Genomic DNA, 22,914 nt, shown 5'->3' on the forward strand with positions numbered 1-22,914 from the left:
CCATAAGCCTATCTCCAGCCTGCGTGTCACACTGGGTAAACCATCAGCTTTCACTCGGCGTGTTCCAAGCGAACCACCATAGTGTTCGGGGCATGTTATCAAAGCCTCAACTCATCAACAGCGGCATCGGGGTGGCCGTTGTCGGCATTGCCGCCGGCGCCTTCTTCGTGCTGAACGGCGCTCCGCAGACTGCCTCCGACACCACAGCCCGAACCGTCGCGGTGAGCGCGGCCGACCTGAGTGCTGTGTCCACGGCGAGCGGCAACGTCTCCCCCGCAAGCACCACCGTCATCAACGCACAGAACTGCACTGGCCCGATCGCCAGTGTGTCCGCAGTGATCGGACAGCAAGTCACTGCCGGCCAGGTTCTCGTCACTATCGATCCCACCAACGCCCAGAACGCCCTGTCCGTCGCCCAGGCCCAATTGGATTCGGCGGCCGCGCAGGCGAACCAGCAGGCAGCGTCGGCAAGCAACCAGGTGGCATCCGCCCGGCAAAGCCTGGCCAACGCCCAGCAAACCTCCGACCTCGATGCCAGCCAGCAGGCCAACGCGGTCTCGGCCGCCCAAACGGCGGTCAATAACGACACCGCTACGGTCACGGCCGCGCAGGCAACGGCAAGTGCTCAGCCCACCAGCCAGCCGGCACAGACGGCCCTCAACGCCGCCCAGGCCCAGCTGGCCAAGGACAACCAGGCCTTGAGCCAGGCAGCGAACGCCCAGGCAAGCTCGGCCCTCAAGGACAAGGAACAGCTCGCTTCGGCCCAAACAGCGCTCAACTCAGCGCAAAACGCCGGAGGAGCGACGTCCAACACCACTTCGGCCCAGATCGCCGTGGATACCGCCAACAAGAACCTGGCCTCCTGCTCCCTCGCCGCCCCCGTGGCGGGCACCGTCACGGCCGTCAACGCCGTCGTCGGAGGCAACGCGGGCACCGGCTCGGGTTCCTCGGGTTCCAGCTCGACGGGCTCTACCGGGGCATCCGGCTCCTCAAGCGGCAGCTCCTCGAGCAGCGCAAGCGGGTCGTCGTCGGGACTCATCACGATCAGCGACACCGCGCACCTGCAGGTTGTGGCCAACTTCGCGGAGTCCGATATCGCTGCCATGAAGGTCGGCGACGCGGCCACGTTTACCTTCCCGGCACTGAAGACCGACGCTTCGGCAGCCCCTGTGACCGGCACCATCGCGGCGATCGCCCAGAACGCCACCACCACCAACAACGTGGTCAGCTACCCGGTCACCATCTCCATCACGAACCCCCCGGCGGCACTTCGCCTCGGGCAGAGCGCCAACATCTCCGTCACGACGGCCACAGCCAAGAATGCGCTCAACGTGCCTTCGCTGGCGATCACCACCACCGGAACCAAGCAAACGGTGAACGTCCTCAAGAACGGAACGTCAACGCCGGTGACCATCACCACGGGAATCACGGACAACGGCCGGACCCAGGTCCTCACCGGACTCAGCGCGGGCGACCAGATTGAACTTCCCGCGGTTTCCTCGACCTTGGACACCAGCACCACAACCGGTCGGACCGGGACAGGCTTCGGTGGCGGAACCGGTGGCGGGGCCGGCGGATTCGGCGGCGCGGGCGGCGCAGGCGGCGGCGCGTTCAGCGGCACACGTGGAAACGGCGGGTAACCAGCCGTGAACAACGCTGTCATCCACCTGGACTCCGTCAGCAAGATCTACGGCAAGGAAGAAGCCGAAGTCCGCGCTTTGGACTCCGTCAGCATTTCGATTGAGCGCGGCGACTTCGTTGCCATCATCGGCGCTTCCGGTTCTGGAAAGTCCACCATGATGAACATCATCGGCTGCCTTGATGGAGCCACGGAGGGCACCTACCACCTGGACGGGATCGACACCGGAACGCTGGACGAATACCAGCTGGCCCAGATCCGTAACCGGAAAATCGGCTTCGTGTTCCAGAACTTCAACCTGATTCCGCGAACCCGCGCCGTGGACAACGTCGCCATGCCACTCGCCTACGCCGGCGTGCATCGCAAGGAGCGCCGTGAGCGCGCCTTGGAAGTGCTGGATTCCGTGGGCCTCGCTGCCCGCGCGGACCACAAGCCTTCACAGCTTTCCGGTGGCCAGCAGCAACGCGTAGCCATTGCGCGGGCCCTCGTCACCAACCCTGTCCTGCTCCTCGCCGACGAACCGACGGGCGCACTGGACACGAAGTCGTCCCACGAAATCCTGGACCTTTTCGAGTCCCTTCACGCCAACGGCCGGACCATCGTCATGATCACGCACGAGTCCGACGTCGCCGCGCGGGCCAACCGCGTGGTGCGCTTCCAGGACGGCCACATCATCGAGGACCACCGGCTCCGCGACGTCAATGCGCACCCGCTCGCGACGGCGGTGCCGCTATGATGATCGCCGAATCCATCCGCTTCGCCCTCTCGGGGGTCATGGCCAACAAGATGCGCTCGATCCTCACCACTTTGGGCATCCTGATCGGCATCGCGTCCGTCATCATCCTGCTGGCCGTCGGCGCCGGCACGTCCAACGCGATCAAGGCGCAGATCGGCAAGCTCGGCACCAACGTGCTCACCGTGAGCCGGCAGACGACGGCGGGCGGCCGGTCCGCGGGCGGCGGCCAGGCCGTTACGGGTACCCGTTCCCGCAGCACCAACCTGACGCTCCAGGATATGGCCGCGTTGACCGATCCCGTCATGGCGCCCGACGTCGCCAGCACGGCTCCCGTTGTCACCGCCCAGAACGTCACGGCAACCTTCCAGGACGCGACCCACGCGGTCGCGACGTTCGTAGGGACCACGCCGTCGTACTTCTCGATCTCCAATGACGCCCTCTCGGCAGGCTCCTACTTCAGCGACGGCGACGCGACCAACGGCACTGAGGTGGCGGTGATCGGCAACACCGTGGCGCAGGACCTCGTGGGCAACCAGGTGAATTCCGCCGTCGGGCAAACGATCGCGCTCAACGGGCAGAACTTCGTGGTTTCCGGCGTGCTCGCCTCCAAAGGTTCCTCGGGCCTGAACGATCCCGACGACATCGTGGTGATCCCCTACAGCGCCGCGCAGGACAAGTTCACCGGCTACTCGCCGTCGCTCTCGTCCATCACGGTCCAGGCGAAATCCGCCGACGTCATGAACCAGGCGCAGAACGAGATCCAGATGATCCTCGACGCACGGCACAACGTAACGTCCGCCAACCGCGACTACCAGGTGCGGAACCAGGCGCAGATCCTCACCACCGCAACCACGACGACGGCCACCCTGACCATCCTCTTGGGAGCCGTGGCCGGCATCTCGCTCCTCGTCGGCGGCATCGGCGTCATGAACATCATGCTCGTCACGGTCACCGAAAGGACCCGCGAAATCGGCATCCGCAAGGCGATCGGCGCCTCACGGGGCAGCATCGTGAGCCAGTTCCTCATCGAGTCGCTCATCATTTCGCTCATCGGCGGGCTTTTGGGCATCGCCGGAGGATACATCGGCAGCGCGTTCCCCGTCCTCGGCACCCAGCCCGAAGTGCAGTGGTGGACCGTGTGGCTCTCGTTCCTCGTTTCCGCCGCCATCGGCTTGATCTTCGGAATCTACCCCGCGAACAAGGCGGCGAAACTCCGCCCGATCGACGCCTTGCGCTACGAATAGCCCCCTCAACTCAACGAAACCCCAAACAGGAGATTCACATGTCCTACTCCGCACCGGAACCCGGTTCGTCCAACCCCACCGAGCCGCTGCCGTCTTACGGCGGACAGCCGACAACCGTCCTGAACTCCGCTGGACCCGAACCCGCCCCAGCCGAACAGGGCTGGGGACGGCCGCAGGCTACGCAGTCGTTCGGTCAATCGCCGGAGCCGTTCGTGCCCAAGAAGCGCTTCAAGATGGGCCGGCTGACGCAGATCCTCGTGGCCGTGCTGCTGCTTGTGGTCGGGTTCTTCGCCGGCGTCGGCGTCACCAAAGCCATGGACGCCCGGCCCACCCGTCCTGGCCGCGGCCAGTTCCAGAACTTCAACGGACAAAACGGCCAAGGCCGGAACCGGCCGAGCGGCGCCGCCACCAACGGTGTCTCGCCGAGCAACATTCCCTCGGCACCGGCTACGTCCGCGCCGTAGGCCCCTTAGTCACCGGCTGGCTCGCGGTTGTCGCTTTGGGGCGACGGCTGCGGGTCAGTTCTCTTTAACGAGCGGCTTCGCGGCGCCGGCCAACCACAAGGCGATCAGGATCGGAACGCCGATGGCCAGCAAAGCCATGTGGATTCCGGTGTGGTCACCCAGGTATCCGAGGAGCGGCGGACCGGCGAGGAACGCGATGTAGCCGATGGTGGAAACAACCGAGACACGCGCGGCAGCGTGCTTCGGGTCGTCGGCTGCAGCGGACATGCCCATCGGGAACGCCAGGGCAGCCCCGATCCCCCACAGCGCGGCACCCAACGCCGCGACAACCATGTTGCCCGCAAAGACGAAGAGCGCGAGCCCAACGGCCGCAGCCGCCATGCTGGATCGAAGCACCGCGACCCGCCCGAAGCGGTCGATAGCGCGCCCACCGAGGAACCGCATCAAAGTCATCGCGGCCACGAACAGCGCGAACAAGAGGGCTCCCGTCGATTCGGAAGCATCCAGGCCGTCCACCGTCGCCTTGGCGATCCAGTCGTTCCCCGCGCCTTCCGTAAGGGTCGCGCCGAGGACAACGACGCCGATAAGCAGCGTGCGGGAGTCCCGCCAGGCCGAGGGGCCCTTGGAGGCCGCCATGCCGCCGTCGGACGCCGCAGCGTGGACCACATGGGGCATGAAGTAGCGCGGCGCGATCAGCATCAGCACCACAACGACGCCGGCGACCACCAGCAGGTGCTCCGGCAGCCCGACGCCGATTTCCGAAAGCCACGCACCGATCAAGGCGCCCACAAAGGCGCCCCCGCTGAAAGCCGCGTGGAACTGCGGCATGATGGTGCGCCCGAGCCGGTGTTCGACGTCGGCCCCTTCGATGTTCTGCGAGACATCCCACAATCCGATTCCCACACCGAAGAAGAACAGCGCCAAAGCGGTCCCCGCGACCGAACCGGCCATGAGCGAGAAGGCGACGGCTGTGCCCGCGACGGCAACGAGCATCCCGGCGGAACGAATGGTGTGCGCCGTGCCGATCCTGGCGACCACCCAACCGGCGGACGGCAGCGCCACAAGGGACCCGACGGCGGTGCACAGCAACAGTGTGCCCATCTGCCCCGAGCCGAGGCTCAAGGCCTCCATCACGGCAGGAATGCGGGCTGCCCAGCTGGCAAACACCAGTCCGTTCATGCCGAAAACCAAGAAAGTGGCGATTGCGGCGGCGTTCACCTTTTGGACGGTTTGGGTGCTGGTGGTCATACGGTCACAACTTCCACAGAGGTATTCACGTCGGGCTCGGTTCTTTGGTTTCCCGTGCGGGACGGGCTTCGATCGGGGTGGTGATGCGGGCAACGGCCTCGACGGCGGTAGCCCTGTGGTGCGGTTCGGTGTCAAGGGCGGCGTGGATGAAGAGTCCCTCAATCAAGGCATCGAGCATCCTGCACGTCTCCGGGTCGAAATGCAGCCCGAGAGCCCTCCTGCTCCGGGCCATCCAGTCCCGGGTGATCTGGCGGAACACCGGCTTCCTCGCGGCGAGCGTATAGAGCTCATGCGTCAGGACCAGGTCCCGCTGCGAATCCAGCAAATCGAGGTGGATCAAGTCCACCACAGCCTGCCGGGCGCCGTCGACGTCCGCGGCTTCACCCAGCTGCTGGTCGAAGCGGTCGGCGATCGAGTTCGCGAAGCGCCTGAACGCCTCCGTCAGGAGCTCGTCCATGCTGACGAAATGGTACGTCATCGAACCCAGCGGAACTCCCGCGTGCTCGGCGATCTTGCGGTGCGAAGCGCCCGCGACGCCTTGGGCCGCGATCACGTCCAGGGCGGCGTCGATGATCCTGTCCCTGCGTTCCGGATCGAAGCGCCGGGAAGCCACGGTCAAATCTCCCGGATGACGCGGGCCGGATTCCCTACAGCGAGCGAGTTGGCGGGAATGTCCTTGGCCACCACGGCGCCCGCGCCAATCACCGAGTTGTCCCCGATGCTCACTCCCGGAAGGACGATCGCTCCGCCGCCGAGCCAGACGTTGTCTCCGATGGTGATCGGTTCCGCCGCTTCCAGCCGGTCCCGGCGGGGCTGCGGTTCCACGGGATGGGTCGGTGTGAGGAGCTGGACGTTCGGACCGATCTGGCAATCTTCCCCGATGGTGATCGGGGCGACGTCCAGGGCAGTCAGGTTGTAGTTGATGAAGGTTCGCGCGCCCACTGTGATGTAGGTGCCGTAGTCGACGTAGAGCGGAGGCTTGATGTGGGCTTCGTCGCCGAGGCTCCCCAGGAGCTCTTCGAGGATGGGCCGGGCGCCATCCGGATCCTCGACGTAGGCGGCGGCATACTTCGACTGGAGGACCACAGCGCGCTGCGATTCCTTGGCGCTTTCGGGATCGTCGGAGATGTAGAGGTCCCCTGCGAGCATTCGTTCACGGTTCGTGCGGGGGTCGCCTGCGAAGTAATCAGCCATGCGTACGATCGTACACATCGTGGCGCCGCGGGGGAAGTGCCGCTCCGGCGATCGCTACCGGGACTTAGCGCGCCCTCTCCACCCGGGACTCGTCCCAGACGGGTTCGGCGGATTCGTAGACCTTGCCGTCTGAGCCGAAGACGAGGAAGCGGTCGAACGATTTCGCGAACCAGCGGTCGTGCGTGACTGCGAGTACCGTTCCCTCAAACGCATCGATGGCGCGTTCCAAGGCCTCGCCCGAGTGGAGGTCCAGGTTGTCCGTCGGCTCGTCCAGCAGCAGGAGCGTCGCGCCGGAAAGCTGCAGGAGCAGGATCTGGAAGCGGGCTTGCTGGCCGCCGGAAAGGGACTCGTACTTTTGCTCGGCAGAGCCGACGAGCCCGTAGGAATCGAGCGCGCCGGACGCAGCTTCGCGGCCCAGTCCCGAACGGTGTTCGTCGCCGCGGTGCAGGATGTCCAGGAGGGTCCGGCCCATCAGGTCAGGGCGCGAGTGGGTCTGCGCGAAGAAGCCCGGACGGATCCTGGCTCCGAGTTTCACTGTGCCTTCGTGCGGCACTTCGGCGATCTCGACGTCGGAAACAGGCAGGTGCTCCCGCTCCGGATCGGTTCCCCCGGACGCCAGCAAACGCAAGAAGTGGCTCTTTCCCGAGCCGTTCGAGCCCAGCACGCCCACGCGGTCTCCGAACCAGATTTCGGTCGAAAACGGCTTCATGAGACCGGTGAGTTCGAGCTTTTCGGCAACCACTGCACGCTTCGCCGTCCGGCCGCCGCGTAGCCGCATGTTGACGTTTTGCTCGAGCGGCAGCGCCTCGGGCGGACCGGCTTCCAGGAACTTGGCGAGGCGGGTCTGCGCGGCCTGGTATTTGTTGGCCATGTCGGACCGGAATGCGGCTTTGGTCTTGTACATATTGACGAGTTCCTTGAGCTTCACGTGCTCCTCGTCCCAACGCTTGCGCAGTTCCTCGAAGCGCGCGTTGCGGTCAGCGCGGGCGTCAACATAGGTGCCGAATCCGCCACCGTGCACCCAGGCGCCGGCGCCGTTGATTCCGGGTTCCAGCGTCACGATGCGCCCCGCGGCGTTGTTGAGCAGCTCGCGGTCGTGGCTGATGAAGAACACCGTCTTCCTGGATTCATTGAGCTTGTTTTCAAGCCAGCGCTTGCCCGGAACGTCGAGGTAGTTGTCCGGTTCGTCGAGGAGCAGGAGTTCATCCGGTCCGGAGAACAGCGCCTCAAGTACCAGGCGCTTTTGCTCGCCGCCGGAAAGGCTCGACGCCGGGCGGTGCTGTGCGCGGTCGAACGGGAGGCCCAGCGCTGCCATGCACACCTCGTCCCAGACGGTCTCGACGTCGTAACCGCCTGCGTCACCCCAGTCCACGATCGCTTGGGCGTACCGCATTTGGGTGGGCTCGTCGTCGTACTCCATCATGGCGAGTTCGGCGTCGTCCACCGCCTTGGCGGCCGCGGCGAGGGCGGGTGGCGCGGCGGAGACCAGGAGGTCGCGCACAGTGGATTCGTCGCGGACCTGGCCCACGAACTGGCGCATGATGCCCATGGTGCCGGAGCGGCCAATGACGCCTTCATCAGGCGTGATGTCGCCCGCGATGATCTTGAAAAGGGTCGTCTTTCCCGTTCCGTTAGGCCCGATCAGCGCGGTTTTGCTGCCATCCGGGACCTTGAAGGTCACACCGTTGAGCAGCTGGGTGCCGTCGGAGAGGAAGTAGTCGATGCCGGAAATATCAATGTGGGCCACACGTTCAATCTTCCCATGGACCGCGGGCAGGTTGCCCGCGGCGGCTCACTCGCGAGGATCGTGCGCAGTGCCTACCGGACCGGTGAGGTAGCGCTGTATTGTCGGCGCCAAGGCATGGACTACGACGGCGTGCGGCGCCGAAGCGAGCGGCTCCAGCTTGATGAGGTATCGGGTCAGGATGAGTCCGGAAAGCTGCGACGCCACGAGGTTTCCACGCCAGGCGGCTTCGTCCGCGGGCACGCCCAAACCCGACAGGAGTGGACTGATGGCCCGGTTGACGATGAACTCGCGGACAAGCGACGCGCTCCACTCGTGTTGCATGGCCGTGCGCAAGACCGCGACGCCGGCCTTGCCCGCCGATGAGTCCCACACCGTCAGGAAGCGGGTCAGCAATCGTTCGCCGATCCCGTTCGAGGGACCGTCAAGGATGGCCAGGACATGTTCCTTCGGGTCGACTGGCAACTCGAGGGCAGCCATGAACAACTGTTCCTTGGTCCCGAAATGGTGGTTGATCATGGACGGATCCACCCCGGCCTGGGCAGCGATGGCCCGGACCGTGGCGGCGTCGTATCCTTTGCGGCTGAATTCTTCGCGGGCTGCGCGCAGGACGGCGTCGCGGCTACTCGCCTGGCCGGGCCGGCGTCCCCTGGTCACGCCGGGTTTCCGCTCGAAGGGGCCTTCCTGCGCGCAAATTCAGGTGCGTGCTCCGGACGCGGCCCGAAGGCGATCATGAGCGCCGGAAGTTTCGAAAGCCATGGCATGCGGCTGACGACGGACAACAACCGGCTCGGCGGAGCCGCCAATTGGCCCTTGACGGCCGGCCCAAAGACCACCTTTTGAATGAGCAGTTGGACGCCCTGGATCACAACCGTGGGGAACCAGCGGCGCTTTTGGACCAAAGCAAGATCGGCCTCGCCCAGAGTGCCCCGAAGGAGCGGGCCGGCGATGCGCTGGGCAGCGGCGACCGCGTCTTGGATGGCCAAGTTGATCCCGACGCCACCGGCCGGGGACATGGCGTGGGCTGCGTCGCCGATGAGGAGGAGGCCTGGTTTGTGCCAACGGCCGATCCGGTTGAGCTTGACGTCCAGCATGTGGAGATCGTCCATGGACTCGATTTCGTCGACGCGGTCGGCAAGGTCCGGACGGATCCGGGCGACGCGGGCGCGGAAGCTCTCCACTCCTTCAGCCCGCAATTGGGCGTCCTTGCCTTTCTCCGCAATGTAGGCGATTTGGTAGTAGTCCTTGCGGGTGAGGCTCAAGAGCACATCGCTGCCAGAGAATCGTGGCGTGATGGAGGCCAGTTGCGCTTGTTCGTTGCGGTTCCGGGAAACCCTGAACCACCACGTATCGAACGGCACCGGAAATTCGCGGGGAACAAGCCCCGCCTTCTGCCGGAGCACGGAGCTGCGGCCGTCGCACGCTACTGTCAGCCGGGCACGCAGCTCTCCCGTTCCCGTCTCGGCTCCGGTTGCCGCGTCCCGGGTTCGGTACACGACGCCGGCGACCTCGCCGCCGTCGTACACCAGGTCCGTGGCCTCGGTGTTCAGGCGGAGGGTGAATTGCGGCTCGTGGCGGGCGGCGTCCACCAGGAAATTGAGGAGGTCCCATTGCGGCACCATGGCGACGTAGTCGTACGGTGGCTTGAGGCGTCCGAAGTCGGCCAGCGTGACTTCTCCCCCAGCTGTGGGCAGCCTGAAATTCCCGAGCTTGCTTTGGGGCAGGGCCCGGAATCCTTCGCCAAGCCCCAATTCGTCCAGGAGCCGGATAGTGGACGCGTGGACGGTGTCGCCGCGAAAATCGCGCAGGAAGTCGGCGTGTTTCTCAAGGACGGTGACCTCGACGCCGGCCCGGGCCAGCAAGAGTCCGAGCATCACTCCGGCCGGGCCGCCGCCCGCAATGACGCATGTGGTGCTTTCGAACTGCTCCATGGCAACTCCCGAAACTAATTCAACAGGCGTTGAATTAAGTGTGCACCCGGCGGGAACCCTTGTCTAGGTCAGCCGGCCGCCGTCAGGAACGACTTGAGCAGGGGTCCGCTGGTTGTCGCTCCCAGTCCGCCGTCCTCCACGAACACCGCCACCGCCAGGTCGCCATGCACAGCGACAATCCAGGCGTGTGTCTTGGGCGGGTTGTCCTGCCCGAATTCCGCCGTGCCTGTCTTCGCGCCCACTGGAGCGCCCGGAACGTTCGCGAGGAACCCGGCGTGGCCCGACGTCACGACGGCGCGCATCATGTCGCCGAGGGCGCCCGCCTCGGCGGCCGTGATCGGTTTGTCCGACGCCGGGGCCACGGTGGAAGAGGGAGCCGACGACGGCGAATCGGACGCCGTGGCTGGATCGCCGGCCGCTGGACTCGCCGAAGCCGAGGCACTCGACGTTGCCGAGCCCGTGCCCGGATTCAACACAAGCTGTGGTGAGACGGGCGCGCCATGTGCCACCGAACCTGCCATGACCGCCGCGGCGAGCGGAGAAAGCAGCACTTTGCCTTGGCCGATCATGGACGCTGCGTGTTCGGTGCCGTCGGCGTTACCGGGCACGGAACCCAGAAACGCGTTGGCGCCGAGCTTCGGGGCCTCGACCGCCACACCCAGCGATGTTGCCGCGGATTCAAGCTGGGCCTGGCTGACTTGGTCGCGCATGCTGATGAACGCCGTATTGCAGGAATGCGCGAAGGCGTCCCGCAACGTCACGGAGCCCAAAGAGGACGCCGGGTAGCCTTCGGCGTTCTTGAAGGTCCTGCCGTCCACAGTGATGGTCGGAGTGCATTCGACTTTCGAGTCCGGCGTCATGCCGTTGCGGAACATGGCGAGGGAATCGATCATCTTGAACGTCGAACCCGGAGCGTATTGGCCCAGCATGGCAGTGTTGTAGCCGTTGCTGCCCGGGCCTGAGGCCGCCGCGAGCACAGCGCCGGTGGACGGGCGGAGCGCCACGATTGCCGACGCCGGACCGACCCCCGCCAAGGTGTCCTCGGCAAGTTGCTGGAGGTGCGGATCAAGGGTGGTCTTGAGCGGTTCCCCGGCCTTGGTGTCGACGGCGAAAAGCCGGCGTCGCGGGTCCGGCGTGGCGGCCTTGAGCTGCTCGTCGGTCATGCCTTGCGGCCGGGTTTGGATGGTAACCCCGTCTTGTCCGCGGAGCTGGGCGTCGTATTGTTCCTGCAGGCCGCCGCTCCCGACGACGTCACCTGCCTTGAGCACGCCCCCTGCCTTCTCGATTTGCTCGGCGCTTGCCTCGGCCGCGGTGCCTAGGAGGGCGCGGGCAAACGTGCGCGACGGCGCAAGCGGCAAGGTATCGGGAACACCGCGGGCACCTGGGATTGCCGCGATCTGCTGGTCAGTGATGGTCCGGCCGTCCTCGCGCAGCGTGATGGCGCTGACGAATGCCTGCGGACCTGCCGCCTGGACCTGCTTGACGTAGGCGGCTTCGTCCACGCCGACCAGTTGGGCCACCTTTGACGCGGAAGCGGCAGGGTCCGCCGATCCGAGCTGGGTCTTGTCCACCCCGACGTAAACCACCGGACGGTACGTGACCAGCTTGGCATCGCCAGCGCCGAGGATATCCGCCCGGGACGGCGAAGTGACCGTCTTTTCCAGGATTTCGCCGTCCTTCAGTTCCGGCTCCAAGAGCGCCGGAGCCCACTGCACGGCCCATTTGTCCCCGGACTTTTTCAGGCTGGCTTCCGCGGTGTACTTCCATTCCGCGGTACCGATCTTCCAGGTGTAATTGAGCGGAACGGTGGCCTTGTCCCCGTCGAGCTTCACCGCTCCGCTTTCGACGGCGGGCTTCGCCGGATCCAGCGCGGCAAACACGGCTTTGAGCTGCTCATTCGCCGCGGCAGCGTCCTTGCCCTCCACGGCGAGGGTCCCGACGTCGAGCGCTGCGAGGGACGACGCTAACTGCTTCGCCGCCCCCTCGGCTCCGGCTCGGCCGTCATCGCAAGCGGACAATGAAACGGCGATCAACAGGGCCGCGAGCCCCACGACAATATTCTTGGTTTTCCCCACCCGCGCCATTATGCCCTCTCGGGCGGCAACTAGCGCGAGACGTCTTCCCAGGCTCCTGCGCGGCTTGAGCGTTCCGCGGCGTCCTGGCTCGTTTCGGACGATGCCATGCCACCGGCCGGCACGGAAGTCCTCGTTCCCCCGCGCCTGGTGGTCCGGCGCTCAACCCGGCGCTGGCGCGTTTCCTAGGCTTCCGGGATCACCATCGCGAATCGTTCGGGACGCGCCACATCAGGGTCGGGTCCGTTGCGCACACCGGTGTCCAAAGCGTCGATCGCGGCGAGTTCGTCGGCGCTGAGCTCGAAGCCGAAGACGTCGAAGTTCTCGGCGATACGCGCGGGATTCGTGGACTTCGGAATCGCGGAGCGGCCCTGCTGGAGGTGCCAGCGCAGCATCACTTGGGCGGGTGACTTGCCCTGGGACTGCGCGACGGCGGCAATCGCCGGATCTTCCATGACGTTGCGCCGGTTCTCGCCCCAGCCCGGGTAGAAGGTGATGCCGCCGATCGGTGACCACGCTTGGGTCAGGATGCCGTGTTCGGAGTCCTTCGCCTGGACGTCACGCTGGGCGAAGTAGGGGTGGACCTCGACTTGGTTCACGGCCGGGACAATCGTGGTTTCGGCAAGTAGTTGCTCCAGGTGATGGGGCATGAAATTGCTGACGCCGATGGCCCGCACACGCCCGTCCTCAAGTAACGACTCCATGGCCTTGTACGCGGCAATGGTCTTGTCGAACCGGTCGGGGGCGGGTTGGTGGAGGATGAAGAGGTCAAGATAATCTGTGCCCAGCTTGCCGGTGGCCTTGTCCCAAGCGTGCAGGGCGTTCTCGTAGCCGTAATCGCTCACCCAGACCTTGGTCTCGATGAACACCTCGGATCGGTCCACTCCGGCTTGGCGGATTCCTTCGCCGACTTCCTTCTCATTGCCATAGGCCGCGGCAGTGTCGATGTGCCGATAGCCAGTATCGAGCGCGGCCCGGACGGCCGCCGTCGTCTCTTCGGGTGGACTCTGGAAGACGCCCAAGCCGAGGGCGGGCATGGTGACGCCGTTATTAAGGATCAGTTCCGTAACCATGCCATTCACGGTATTCGGGATTGCCAGCCGGTGGGAGGGTGCGCGGGTACCCCCTCTGGAGGGTGGAGTGTTCAATTTTTTGAACATCGCCTAAATATCTCCAAATGCCCGCAAAGAAGCCGAACTGACACAACAGGATCTGGCGGAACGACTGAAGGTGGCTCGCGGCACAATCGTCCGCTTGGAAGCGGGCGAAGCGGTATCCATGGTGGTGGCCATGCAGGCGATCAGAGCGCTGGGTAGGGATGTCGCTCTTATTCCTCGGTTTTCCAAGCTGCAGGTTCGGCCATGAGCGCCCAGAATTGGCGCCCCTTTACGATGTAACACCTACGCTGCTGCTGTACGCACCAAGCAACAATGCCGGCCACGCTATCGCCGGCCAGATCAGGCTGGGCTACATCACTCTTGAACACTTAGTCCGCGAGGGGTCAGCCTGGGGCATGGACTTGGACGACGCGAGGCAGACTGCCGCAACGGCACTTGAATCGGTGGCGGCGGCAGCGGCAAGGATCCAAGCCCCGGAGCCGCTGGGCTTTCTCCAACAGCTCGTCCCTGCCCGCGCCGAGGACCTGCTCAAAGGAAATACCGCCCGTAGATCACTGTGAGGCGTGGTGGCGACGCCCGCGGCGTCAGGCAGCCCGTCCGGCCCCGAGGGTACGGGGATCTCCAATGCGGGACGGCAGGATGGCGACGGTATCGTCCGCCGGCGCGTATTCGACCCTGACTGGAAGCTCGTGGATCCTGGCGTAGCCTTCCAGTTGTTCGAGCGCGTCCGGATCAACGAGGGCGCGGGAAAGGTCAACTTCGATGCCGAGGCCGTCCGCAAGGCGGCTGGTGCGCTGCACAATGGGGTACAGCCCTTGAAGGCTTGACGAGGTCACGTGACCCGTCGCTGCTATCTGGATCTGTTCGCCGTCGAGGTCGACTCGAACAACCACGGAGAGCCTGTCGCTGGCCAATACGCTGCCTTTCATCGGTTCGCTGCCACGCTGCAGCCTCCCCAGCATAGGCAGCTAATGTGACCTGCGCAACATTTGTCTCGGAATTCACGTTCGTCACACCTGTCACACACGTCCCTCGCTAAGCGGCGGCCGCAAGCTCACGAGGCCGCCAAGGTTCCGCCTTTCAAACAAGCAATAAAGTCATCCGCCGCCGGGTGCCTCCCCGGGCCGCGAGCTACGTGGAGCTCGGTCTGCGGCCTTCCCAGCAGTGGCCGCGTTGTCACTCCCGGCATGTTGAACCTCCGTACCGATTCCGGCAGCACCGAGATCCCCAAGCCGGCCGCGACAAGGCCGAGGACGGTTTCCTGGTGGATGGCCTGCTGAACCACAGTGGGCGGCGTCGTAAGCGGCTCGAAGACGCGGAGGACCCGCGAGACGAAACCTGGCATGAGCCGGTAGGGGAAGAGGATCATCGGCTCCCCCTCGAGGTCTTGCGGGCGGATTTCCGCGGAACCTGCCAGGGGGTGCGCTTCCGGGAGGACCACCACCAGGTCTTCAGTGCTGAGCAGTTCGATGTCCAAGCCCGGGATATCACCCGGGTCGCGGACAAGCCCCAAGTCCAGGTTCCCATCCAACAGTTGCTCAATCTGTTCACCGCTCGTGAGGGGATTCAGGACCAAGTCCACGCGTGGTCGCTGCTGCCGGAACGTGCGGATGGCTTCGGGAACCGTGGTGTAACTCGCCGAACTGACGAACCCGACCCTGATCTTGCCGCTCCGCCCGGCGGCGACGTCGGCAACCTCCCCGGCAGCGCCGTCGAGATACGCGACGGCGGACTGGATGCGGTCCCTGAAAGCGTGACCGGCGGGGGTCAGCGACACGCGGCGCGTAGTGCGGTCGAAAAGCTGTACGCCGAGCTCGTGCTCGAGCCTACGGACCGCGACGGTCAAGGGTGGCTGGGTGATGTGCAGGCGTTCGGCGGCGCGGCCGAAATGCAGTTCTTCCGCGACCACCAGGAAGTAGCGGAGCTGACGGAGTTCCACGATGATCCTTCCGGATTATTTCGCTCGATAGTAATAATTGACCATCAAATGATATCCGCCCAGCAGAAAGCCGCCCTTCCCCTGGCAGGGATAAAAAGCCACCATAGAGGGAGGAAAAGCCGCCCGTTCTAAGTCGAGGAACAATGGCTGAGGTTTTGGCGCAGGCGACCGCTTTCAAGCGGCTCTTTATGTGGAGGATGGTTTTTGTCCTCGCTGGGGGGATGTTCCTGGATGGCTACATCCTCGGGATCGTCGGTCCAGTAGCCGGTAGCCTGACAGCCGATCTGGGCTTGTCGACGGTCTGGGAAGGGTTGATCGCAGCCGGCCCGTTGTTCGGGATTTTCTTCGGTTCCCCGGTTGGCGGGTGGGCCGCCGACAAGTTCGGGCGCAAGCCGCTGTTCCTGATGGACATGGCGCTTTTCGTGATCGCCTCGGGCATGCAGTTCTTCGTAGATTCGCCTGGCCTGCTGTTCGTGGTGCGGCTATTGATGGGGGTCGCCATCGGCATGGAGTACTCCGTTGGCTGGCCGCTAATGTCAGAGTTCGCCCCGGCCAATCTGCGCGGCCGGTTGATGGGCGTCACCCTGGTTGCCTGGTACGCGGGCTTCATGATTGCGTATGCGCTGGGCTACTGGCTGGTCAACGCCACGAGCCTCGGATGGCGCACCATTCTGGGCACGAGCACATTGCTCGCGGTGGTCTTGTTCCTGACCCGGTTCGGCCTTCCCGAGTCGCCGCGCTGGCTGTGGAACCAGGGTCGCGCGGACGAGGCCAAGGCGATCGCACACAAGTACATGCAACATGCTGCGGAAATGTCCGACGTCGAGCACGAAGACACCCGCAAAGGCACGTTCGGGATGCTGTTCTCGAGCCAATACTGGCGGGCGACGCTCTTTGTCTCGATGTTCTGGTTCTGCGCCGTCGCGCCATATTTTGCGATCGCCACTTTCGCCGATACCGTGCTCCAGCAGTACGGATTGAGCGGCGGCTTGGCCGGCGGGGTGGGTCTCTCCGCGGTTGCCCTCGCGGCGGTGGTGCTCACGGTCCTGCTAATCGACAAGGTCGGACGCCGCGTGCTGACCGTACCGCCGCAATGGGTGTGCGCTGCGCTGCTCGCGGTCATCGGGCTGTGGGGCGGGGCACCGCCGGTCGTCGTTCTGGTTTTGTTCCTCGCTTTCTCGTTCTTCAACGCCATGTACAACACGTTGACGGGCGTCTACCCGGGCGAGGTCTTCCCCACCGAGGTCCGGTGCGTCGGCACCGGATTCGCGGCCGCGGTGAGCCGGATCGGCGCGGGGACGGGTACGTTCTTGTTGCCATGGGCGATGGCGAACCTCGGCCCCGCGGTGTCCATGCTGATCGCTTCCGGCATCGCCTTGGTGGGCGCCGCCCTCTCGCAATGGCTGGCCCCCGAGACCAAGGGGAAGAGCCTCACGGAAACCGCCGCCGGGCTTTCCCACTAGCGGGGACCCACGAGGTAGGGCAGAGGCAAGTGGCTGGCGTCGGCTGACCAGGACGTTGCTAAGCACAATGACCCGATCCCGATGAGCCGGTCCCGGATGGGTCAGGATGAAGACGCCGGCCCCTGCGGCAAGCGCCGCGCATCGTTCATGAGGCGGGCGGCTGGGAACGGGTTTAATGAGCGTATATTCAATGCGTATAACCTAAAGCGGTATTTTGCGGCTAAGGTTATTTGACATGTAACCCCGCCTAGGTTTAACGGGAAGGTTTCCGGCATGGAACAACACACTGTCCTGTCGCAGGCCATGCTTCTGCTGCATCAGGCAGAGGTCCGTATTTCCGGAGGCAACCTTGACGCGCTCTCTTTGACCCTGCCGGACCGCAGCACTCAGGAAGTGAAGGTCTGGATCGCCGACACTCCTCCGACGCCCAGCAAGCTCGTTGCCATCCTCGAGCGCAAAGTCCGAACTCTCATCGTGACATCTCACCCTACCCGTGCCCTCTCCCAGGCCGCCTCCCAGGACAGGATCGACCTGATCACCGTGGACCCGGCTTCGGTCATGATCGGAGGCGTGCAGCGTCTGCAACTGCGCCAGGAACGTGATGCTCCGACTGAGAAGACCCGCGGGCGCACACCGTGGGGTCGTTGGGCCCTCCTGCGCGCACTCGCCCTTGCAGACGGTCCTTGGACGCAGCACGGGCTGGCGGTCGCCGTCGGCATCAGTCAGCCCGCGGTGAACAAACACCTGAAGCTTCTAACTCCATTTGTCGACCGGGACGAATCCGGCTGGAAGGCCCACGATGTTTCCGCCATCGTGTCCTGGCTGACCCGCAACTACCCGGGCCCACGTGGCGTTTCCTCATATTGGTACAGCTTGAAGTCCCCGACCGAGCAGGCGGAGAAGGCGGCAGCGTTTGCCAAAGAGATTGGCGCCGCGCCGCTGATCTCGGGTGACGCCGCTGCGGACATCTATGCACCCTGGCGGCTTCCGGACAGCGTGCTCGTGTACCTGCGCGAAGCTGTTGACTTCACGGACGCAGGCTTCAGCCCGGCCAGCAAAGAAGAGGCCACCTTGATCACGACAGTCCCGGAGGACCCGACCCTGTGGGCGACTGCTCTGCTGGTGCACATGTCTGCCAACATCCCTCTTGCTGACCCGATCGTGACCCTGCGTGATGTCCTGGCCGACGACGCCGTCGACAGCGACGAAGCCGCAGAGCACTTGCGTGAAGCCATCCTCGCCGGGACCGCCCGGTGACAGCCATCAACGTCATTTCAATGTCCAATGCGGCAGACTTGGGCTACCGCGCGCTGGCCGACGTCGCTGCGGCGTCCGAAAGTATCCCGCTCACGGACTACCGGATCGTCGGCGGCCACGTGGTCCAGATGCTCATCCACGTGTATCCCACCCCTGCGGCAACAGAACGAAGCACGGCCGACGCGGATGCCGGCATAAGAAAAGCCGTGGCGACAGGGCAGACCATCCACCGCCAGCTCCTGGGGCGCGGGTATGAGGCCGTCAAGGGCAACCATTACATCCGCACCGATGAAAAAGGCGCCAGGATCAAGGTGGATCTGCTAATCCCGCACACCGGCGTCGGCAGGCCAATGACACGCTCCACAGAAGTCAACGGCCGCGGATTCGATGGCATTCCAGGCCTCGGGTTCGCCCTGAACGCAATGCCGCTGCTGATTGACGTGAAAGTTCTACTCCTTGGAGGCAAGGAAGACCTGACGTTCACAGTCCCCGTGCCCGACGTTGAGGCTGCCCTTATCCTCAAGGCTCTCGCGTGGAAATCGCGCACATCGGATAAGGACCTCGCGGACATCTCCTCCCTCATGGAGATCGTCCAGATACACAAGCACTCCCTGGCCACCTGGGGTTTCGAGAACCCACGTCTGGCTGCCATGGGGCAGCGGCTGGACGCTGCCAGGGCGCTGTATCAGCTTGTTGACTTGGCCGACCGAGGCCGCATCAAGCCCCTGAGGGGGCTTCAGTCACCGGCGAGGTTCGCGGCCCTGCTGCGGGAGCACGTCCCGGCGCCGTCCCGGTAACGGCCGTCCACCATCCAACGAAAGGGTGAGCTACAGGTTCGTTAGTGACGTGCCGCGTATTCCGGTGTGGCTTGCCCGGCATCGCGACGAACCTCCTGTCGGCGTCCCCGTCCTGGCGGGCGCCCTCACTCGGCTCTACCAATAGGACCGAGCCCCGCATTCCCGCGCAGGAACGGAACCAACTCTTCAAGCACTGGTCCGGCCGGCGAAAGCGTTGAAGCGTGGGAACGCCCCGGGAGTTCTACAAAGCGGGCATTGGGCATGAACTCCGCGGCGCGCTTCGATTGCTCGAACCGCTGCGGGTCTTCCGTCCCGGCGAAAGGAGTGCCGGCAGCGCGAGTTGCGCGAGCACCGCCTCCGGCAGCCCTTCCCCCGCCTCGGTGGCCTCGAAATACGCAGCCAGCGCACCGGCGTCGTTCGCGAGGAACGCCGCGCGGCTCGCCGGATCCAGGACGTTCCCGGCTGCCGCGAAGCCGTCCGCGAACGCGGTCATGCCACCCGAGCGGATCGCGTCCAGGTACCCGGGAAAGAACACCTTTTCGACCTCGCCCCGCTGCGATCGGTAGGTGCCGCCAAGCGTCGCGAGGCTTGCGATCCGCCCCGGTGCGGCCGCCGCGAGGGCAAACGCGACGCGCGCCCCGAACGAATACCCGACGACGTGTGCCCGCTCGGCGCCTACGGCATCCATCACCGTAAGGACGTCCTCGACGACGAGGGGCATTCGATACGACTCCGGGTCATAGGGCTTGCCGCTCCGGCCGTGGCCCCGAAGATCCACCCGCACCACTGTAAAACCGTCGAGGGCCTGGACGTACCCGAGTCCGCGCCAGATCGCGCGCGAAAGCGCCGAACCGTGGAGGAGTACGACGGCGGGACCTTCACCCGCCGCGTCGAAGGCGATGGGAGTTCCGTCGGTTGGATTGCTCGTAGTGCTCACGCAGAAACCTTATCGAAGCCGACGAAGCTCAAGTTCCCGCGATTCGCCGCAGTGGGAAACCTTTTACACCGCCGAAATATCGGGGTCTTGACGAACGAAGAATAAAACGCGAAACTTTTCTCATATGTGATTGCCGTCTCAAGACGTCAACCCCTCCGGAACCCCGGACCAAGCAAAGGTGGAACAATGGCAACGACCCTCGAACTCACAGTCCGCAAGGCAGAGTGGACCCGGCCGCCGCGGGAACTCGTCCGCGCGTTCGAGGCCTTCCCGGTGGCCAACATCGGGGACGCCATGGAACGCCTCGGCCTCGTGGACGGCAACATCAACCCTGTCTGGGCGGGAGCGCACTGCGTCGGCTCGGCCCTGACGGTCCTGGGGGCGGCCGGCGACAACGCCGCGGTCATCGAAGCACTGAACTACATCGAGCCCGGCGACATCGTGGTCATCAACGGCTTCGGCCACGAGCACCGCGCACTGGTCGGCGAACAGCTTTCGCAGCGTTTCGAGGCTGCCGGAGCCACCGGCGCGGTCATCGACGGCTACATCCGGGACCGCGCAACCATCACTTCCATCAAATTCCCCGTCTTCGCACGCGGCACCACCCCGGCGGGACCCTTCAAGAACGGCCCCGGCGTGATCGGTGAGCCCGTCGCAATCGGCGGGATCGTGTGCGCCGCCGGTGACATCGTCGCCGCCGACGATGACGGCGTCGTGGTCATCCCCCAGGCCCGTGCGGCCGAAATCCTTGAACTCGTGAAGGCCGTGGCGATCCACGAAGCCGAAATGACCGCCGAGATCACCCGCGAGTACAGCTAACCCCCACCTTCCATCCCCAACAGCGGGACCTAAACTGAGAGAACCACCCAATGTCTAATTCATCGACGGAATCAGTGAACCTGAACACCGCACAGATAAAGGTCGTCACCGCCGACGGCAAGATGGTGCGCAAGGCGACGTTTGCCGGCACCATGGGCTCCTTCGTGGAGTGGTACGACTACGGCATTTACGGGCTCCTGACCACGTACCTTGCCGTGAACATCATGGGCTCCAAAGATGTCGGATCCCTCCTGCTGACCAACGTCGGCTTCCTGGTCAGCTTCCTGGCCCGGCCCTTCGGCGGCGTCATCTGCGGCTTCCTCGGCGACAGGCTGGGCCGCAAGAACCTGCTCGCCGTGCTCTTGCTCCTCATCTCCGCCTCCACGGCTTGCATCGGCCTGATTCCCTCGTCCTCGGTGATCAGCTGGGCCGCCCCGGCCCTGTTGATCCTGTTCCGCATCCTGCAGGGCTTCTCCGCGGGCGGCGAGGTTGCCGGCGCAATGGCGTTCGTGGGCGAATACGCCAACAACCGCCACCGCAACTTCGCGCAGAGCTTCATTGCGGTCGGCTCGTTCTTCGCCCTGTTCTTCGGCAGCACCCTCTCGGCGATCCTCATCACCACCCTCGGCGACGCGAACATGAGCGGCTGGGGCTGGCGGATTCCGTTCATGGTCGCGCTGCCACTGGGCTACATCGGCTTCTACATCCGATCCAAGATGGAGGACACCCCCCACTTCAACGCCCTCCGTGAGCGCAACGTCGTCGAGCGCAATCCCCTCAAGACCGTTTTCACCTCGAAGAAGCACCTCGCCGCCATCGCGCTGACCATTTTCCTCCCCGCGGTCAACGGACCCGGCTACTACCTGCTCTTCGCCTACATGCCGACGTACCTCAAGACCTCCCTCGGTGCGAACAACTTCACGATGCTCGGCGCCCTCGTCGTCACCGCGGCCAGCCTCGTTGCCATTATCATCGCCATCCCGATCATGGCCCGGCTCTCGGACCGCTACGGCCGCAAGCCCATCCTCGCCTTGTCCGCGATCGGCACGGCGGTGCTCTCCTACCCGTCCTTCCTCATGATCACCACAGGCAACATGGCCCTTGCCTCCATCGGCGCGGTCATGATGGCACTGGCCTTCTCGGGCCACGCCGCCGTGGTCCACACCGTGCTTACCGAACTGTTCCCGACGACGGTCCGTTACAGCGCCTACAGCATCGGTTTCAACGTGAGCACGATCATCTTCGGCGGCAGCGCACCGCTCGTCATGACCGCAATCATCAGCGCCACCAAGAACTCGATGGTTCCCGGGTACTTCTCGATCGCAGCGTCGGTCATCACCCTCGCGACCGTCTTCTTCCTGAAGGAAACCAAGGGCCTGCCGCTGCAGACCCACTAATAAAACGCGCACGACGGCGGCCTGCCGCCCTTGCCGGTTGGCCGCCGTCGTCGGAGCATAGCAACCACACCAAGAACCCTGGGAGCCATTGTGAGCATCAACTCAGTCGCCGTCGTCGCGGACCTCGGCGAAAGCTACGGAAACTACACCATCGGCGACGACGACGCCTTGCTGGGCCTGGTCACCGCCTCCAACATCGCTTGCGGCTTCCACGCCGGAGACCCCCGCGTCATGGACTCCACGGTCAAGGCGTGCGTCGAGCGCGGCATCGAACTGGGCGCGCACCCCGGCTACCCGGACCTCGTGGGCTTCGGACGCCGCCTCATCGAGGCCAGCGAAGAGGAAATCCGCACGGACGTCCTCTACCAGATCGGCGCGTTGGACGCCTTTGCCCGGATCCACGGCGGCAAGATCAGCCACGTAGCCCCGCACGGCCGCATGGGCAGCATCGCCCAGACCGATGCCAAGCACGCCCGCGCCATCACGGACGCCATCAAGGCCTACGATCCTTCCTACATCGTGATTTGCCAGAACGGCTTGCTCGCAGACGAATCCCGCAAGCGCGGCCTCCAGGTGGGCTACGTATTCCTCGCGGACCGTGGCTACGGCGAGGACGGCATGCCCGTCTCGCGCAACACCGAAGGCGCCCTCCTGCACGACCCCGAGGAAATCGGCCGCCGCGTGGTTCAGGTGGTCACCGAAGGAACGGTTCGCGCCGTCACGGGCAAGGTTGTCCCGCTCGGCCACGATGCCGACGTCGTACTCCTCCACGGTGACCACCCGCAGGTCCTCCAGAACGGCACCGCCCTCCGCGCCGCTTTGGAAAAAGCCGGCGTCAAGGCGACCGGCCTGCAGGATGTCCTGGCCGAAAAGGCCCGCCTGGCCACCGTCTAGGCAGCCCCCATCCACCGTCCA

23 protein-coding genes are annotated in these 22,914 nt (G+C 64.9%); 12 read left to right on the forward strand and 11 right to left on the reverse strand.

Going from position 1 to position 22,914, the window contains the following annotated elements:
- Positions 1 to 92 precede the first annotated feature (92 nt).
- From ABCW42_RS20485 to ABCW42_RS20500, 4 genes are read left to right on the forward strand one after another with little or no spacing between them, the layout of a single operon-like run.
- Complete coding sequence (locus ABCW42_RS20485; RefSeq protein ID WP_423182913.1) at positions 93 to 1,640, forward strand: efflux RND transporter periplasmic adaptor subunit; 1,548 nt, start codon at positions 93 to 95, stop codon at positions 1,638 to 1,640.
- 6 nt (positions 1,641 to 1,646) lie between these two features.
- A complete protein-coding gene (locus ABCW42_RS20490) occupies positions 1,647 to 2,375 on the forward strand; it encodes an ABC transporter ATP-binding protein (RefSeq protein ID WP_423182914.1) in 729 nt (242 codons plus the stop codon).
- Positions 2,372 to 3,619, forward strand: coding sequence for an ABC transporter permease (locus ABCW42_RS20495; RefSeq protein ID WP_423182915.1), 1,248 nt, complete (start codon positions 2,372 to 2,374; stop codon positions 3,617 to 3,619). The genes ABCW42_RS20490 and ABCW42_RS20495 overlap by 4 nt, the downstream gene beginning before the upstream one ends.
- Before the next feature lie 38 nt (positions 3,620 to 3,657).
- Positions 3,658 to 4,083, forward strand: a complete 426-nt coding sequence (locus tag ABCW42_RS20500; RefSeq protein ID WP_423182916.1) for a hypothetical protein — start codon at positions 3,658 to 3,660, stop codon at positions 4,081 to 4,083.
- Between the two features lie 54 nt (positions 4,084 to 4,137).
- On the opposite strand, the gene ABCW42_RS20505 is transcribed toward ABCW42_RS20500, so the two are convergent.
- The 8 genes from ABCW42_RS20505 to ABCW42_RS20540 form a co-directional block, all read right to left on the reverse strand.
- Complete coding sequence (locus ABCW42_RS20505) at positions 4,138 to 5,331, reverse strand: MFS transporter (RefSeq protein ID WP_423182917.1); 1,194 nt, start codon at positions 5,329 to 5,331, stop codon at positions 4,138 to 4,140.
- A 25-nt stretch (positions 5,332 to 5,356) separates the two neighbouring features.
- Positions 5,357 to 5,944, reverse strand: a complete 588-nt coding sequence (locus ABCW42_RS20510) for a TetR/AcrR family transcriptional regulator (RefSeq protein WP_423182918.1) — start codon at positions 5,942 to 5,944, stop codon at positions 5,357 to 5,359.
- A 2-nt stretch (positions 5,945 to 5,946) separates the two neighbouring features.
- A complete protein-coding gene (locus ABCW42_RS20515) occupies positions 5,947 to 6,525 on the reverse strand; it encodes a sugar O-acetyltransferase (RefSeq protein WP_423182919.1) in 579 nt (192 codons plus the stop codon).
- A 64-nt stretch (positions 6,526 to 6,589) separates the two neighbouring features.
- Positions 6,590 to 8,272: an ABC-F family ATP-binding cassette domain-containing protein gene (locus tag ABCW42_RS20520; RefSeq protein WP_423182920.1), complete on the reverse strand. Its 1,683-nt coding sequence runs from the start codon at positions 8,270 to 8,272 to the stop codon at positions 6,590 to 6,592.
- A gap of 45 nt (positions 8,273 to 8,317) precedes the next feature.
- The gene (locus ABCW42_RS20525; RefSeq protein WP_423182921.1) at positions 8,318 to 8,926 is read right to left on the reverse strand and encodes a TetR/AcrR family transcriptional regulator; all 609 of its coding nucleotides are present in this window, start codon (positions 8,924 to 8,926) and stop codon (positions 8,318 to 8,320) included.
- On the reverse strand, positions 8,923 to 10,200 hold the full coding sequence (locus ABCW42_RS20530) for an FAD-dependent oxidoreductase (RefSeq protein ID WP_423182922.1): 1,278 nt from the start codon (positions 10,198 to 10,200) through the stop codon (positions 8,923 to 8,925). Before ABCW42_RS20530 ends, ABCW42_RS20525 begins: the two co-directional genes overlap by 4 nt.
- A gap of 68 nt (positions 10,201 to 10,268) precedes the next feature.
- Positions 10,269 to 12,284, reverse strand: coding sequence for a penicillin-binding transpeptidase domain-containing protein (locus ABCW42_RS20535; RefSeq protein WP_423182923.1), 2,016 nt, complete (start codon positions 12,282 to 12,284; stop codon positions 10,269 to 10,271).
- A gap of 173 nt (positions 12,285 to 12,457) precedes the next feature.
- On the reverse strand, positions 12,458 to 13,345 hold the full coding sequence (locus ABCW42_RS20540) for an aldo/keto reductase (RefSeq protein WP_423182924.1): 888 nt from the start codon (positions 13,343 to 13,345) through the stop codon (positions 12,458 to 12,460).
- A 157-nt stretch (positions 13,346 to 13,502) separates the two neighbouring features.
- Here ABCW42_RS20540 and ABCW42_RS20545 point away from each other — a divergent pair, with 157 nt between their 5' ends.
- Positions 13,503 to 13,637 carry a hypothetical protein gene (locus ABCW42_RS20545; RefSeq protein WP_423182925.1) on the forward strand — a complete coding sequence of 45 codons (135 nt, stop codon included), beginning with the start codon at positions 13,503 to 13,505 and terminating at the stop codon, positions 13,635 to 13,637.
- A 10-nt stretch (positions 13,638 to 13,647) separates the two neighbouring features.
- Positions 13,648 to 13,950 (forward strand): hypothetical protein, encoded by a 303-nt coding sequence (locus tag ABCW42_RS20550; protein ID WP_423182926.1) that lies wholly within the window; start codon positions 13,648 to 13,650, stop codon positions 13,948 to 13,950.
- Between the two features lie 24 nt (positions 13,951 to 13,974).
- On the opposite strand, the gene ABCW42_RS20555 is transcribed toward ABCW42_RS20550, so the two are convergent.
- Positions 13,975 to 14,319, reverse strand: a complete 345-nt coding sequence (locus ABCW42_RS20555; protein WP_423182927.1) for a hypothetical protein — start codon at positions 14,317 to 14,319, stop codon at positions 13,975 to 13,977.
- A 125-nt stretch (positions 14,320 to 14,444) separates the two neighbouring features.
- A complete protein-coding gene (locus tag ABCW42_RS20560; RefSeq protein ID WP_423182928.1) occupies positions 14,445 to 15,329 on the reverse strand; it encodes a LysR family transcriptional regulator in 885 nt (294 codons plus the stop codon).
- A 143-nt stretch (positions 15,330 to 15,472) separates the two neighbouring features.
- Between ABCW42_RS20560 and ABCW42_RS20565 the strand changes: the two genes are divergently transcribed.
- The 3 genes from ABCW42_RS20565 to ABCW42_RS20575 all read left to right on the forward strand — a co-directional run bounded on the left by ABCW42_RS20565 (position 15,473) and on the right by ABCW42_RS20575 (position 18,846).
- Complete coding sequence (locus ABCW42_RS20565; protein WP_423182929.1) at positions 15,473 to 16,792, forward strand: MFS transporter; 1,320 nt, start codon at positions 15,473 to 15,475, stop codon at positions 16,790 to 16,792.
- A gap of 273 nt (positions 16,793 to 17,065) precedes the next feature.
- Complete coding sequence (locus tag ABCW42_RS20570) at positions 17,066 to 18,049, forward strand: hypothetical protein (RefSeq protein WP_423182930.1); 984 nt, start codon at positions 17,066 to 17,068, stop codon at positions 18,047 to 18,049.
- A 20-nt stretch (positions 18,050 to 18,069) separates the two neighbouring features.
- Positions 18,070 to 18,846, forward strand: coding sequence for a hypothetical protein (locus tag ABCW42_RS20575; protein WP_423182931.1), 777 nt, complete (start codon positions 18,070 to 18,072; stop codon positions 18,844 to 18,846).
- Between the two features lie 241 nt (positions 18,847 to 19,087).
- Here ABCW42_RS20575 and ABCW42_RS20580 read toward each other — a convergent pair whose 3' ends face one another.
- A complete protein-coding gene (locus ABCW42_RS20580) occupies positions 19,088 to 19,783 on the reverse strand; it encodes an alpha/beta fold hydrolase (RefSeq protein WP_423182932.1) in 696 nt (231 codons plus the stop codon).
- Between the two features lie 186 nt (positions 19,784 to 19,969).
- Between ABCW42_RS20580 and ABCW42_RS20585 the strand changes: the two genes are divergently transcribed.
- The 3 genes from ABCW42_RS20585 to ABCW42_RS20595 all read left to right on the forward strand — a co-directional run bounded on the left by ABCW42_RS20585 (position 19,970) and on the right by ABCW42_RS20595 (position 22,893).
- Positions 19,970 to 20,602 carry an RraA family protein gene (locus tag ABCW42_RS20585; protein ID WP_133203742.1) on the forward strand — a complete coding sequence of 211 codons (633 nt, stop codon included), beginning with the start codon at positions 19,970 to 19,972 and terminating at the stop codon, positions 20,600 to 20,602.
- Positions 20,603 to 20,652: 50 nt separating this feature from the next.
- Positions 20,653 to 21,999 carry an MFS transporter gene (locus ABCW42_RS20590; RefSeq protein ID WP_423182933.1) on the forward strand — a complete coding sequence of 449 codons (1,347 nt, stop codon included), beginning with the start codon at positions 20,653 to 20,655 and terminating at the stop codon, positions 21,997 to 21,999.
- Between the two features lie 90 nt (positions 22,000 to 22,089).
- Complete coding sequence (locus ABCW42_RS20595; RefSeq protein WP_423182934.1) at positions 22,090 to 22,893, forward strand: LamB/YcsF family protein; 804 nt, start codon at positions 22,090 to 22,092, stop codon at positions 22,891 to 22,893.
- The last annotated feature ends 21 nt before the right edge of the window (positions 22,894 to 22,914 follow it).

Source organism: Arthrobacter sp. NyZ413 (genome assembly GCF_049390645.1).
Classification (GTDB): domain Bacteria; phylum Actinomycetota; class Actinomycetes; order Actinomycetales; family Micrococcaceae; genus Arthrobacter.

Bases quoted from the DNA above. Each gene is read 5' to 3' on its own strand.
- ABCW42_RS20485 (WP_423182913.1), top strand. From the start codon at position 93: ATGTTATCAAAGCCTCAACTCATCAACAGCGGCATCGGGGTGGCCGTT.
- ABCW42_RS20495 (WP_423182915.1), top strand. From the start codon at position 2,372: ATGATGATCGCCGAATCCATCCGCTTCGCCCTCTCGGGGGTCATGGCC.
- ABCW42_RS20500 (WP_423182916.1), top strand. From the start codon at position 3,658: ATGTCCTACTCCGCACCGGAACCCGGTTCGTCCAACCCCACCGAGCCG.
- ABCW42_RS20505 (WP_423182917.1), bottom strand. From the start codon at position 5,331: ATGACCACCAGCACCCAAACCGTCCAAAAGGTGAACGCCGCCGCAATC.
- ABCW42_RS20515 (WP_423182919.1), bottom strand. From the start codon at position 6,525: ATGGCTGATTACTTCGCAGGCGACCCCCGCACGAACCGTGAACGAATG.
- ABCW42_RS20530 (WP_423182922.1), bottom strand. From the start codon at position 10,200: ATGGAGCAGTTCGAAAGCACCACATGCGTCATTGCGGGCGGCGGCCCG.
- ABCW42_RS20535 (WP_423182923.1), bottom strand. From the start codon at position 12,284: ATGGCGCGGGTGGGGAAAACCAAGAATATTGTCGTGGGGCTCGCGGCC.
- ABCW42_RS20540 (WP_423182924.1), bottom strand. From the start codon at position 13,345: ATGGTTACGGAACTGATCCTTAATAACGGCGTCACCATGCCCGCCCTC.
- ABCW42_RS20555 (WP_423182927.1), bottom strand. From the start codon at position 14,319: ATGAAAGGCAGCGTATTGGCCAGCGACAGGCTCTCCGTGGTTGTTCGA.
- ABCW42_RS20565 (WP_423182929.1), top strand. From the start codon at position 15,473: ATGGCTGAGGTTTTGGCGCAGGCGACCGCTTTCAAGCGGCTCTTTATG.
- ABCW42_RS20570 (WP_423182930.1), top strand. From the start codon at position 17,066: ATGGAACAACACACTGTCCTGTCGCAGGCCATGCTTCTGCTGCATCAG.
- ABCW42_RS20575 (WP_423182931.1), top strand. From the start codon at position 18,070: ATGTCCAATGCGGCAGACTTGGGCTACCGCGCGCTGGCCGACGTCGCT.
- ABCW42_RS20585 (WP_133203742.1), top strand. From the start codon at position 19,970: ATGGCAACGACCCTCGAACTCACAGTCCGCAAGGCAGAGTGGACCCGG.
- ABCW42_RS20590 (WP_423182933.1), top strand. From the start codon at position 20,653: ATGTCTAATTCATCGACGGAATCAGTGAACCTGAACACCGCACAGATA.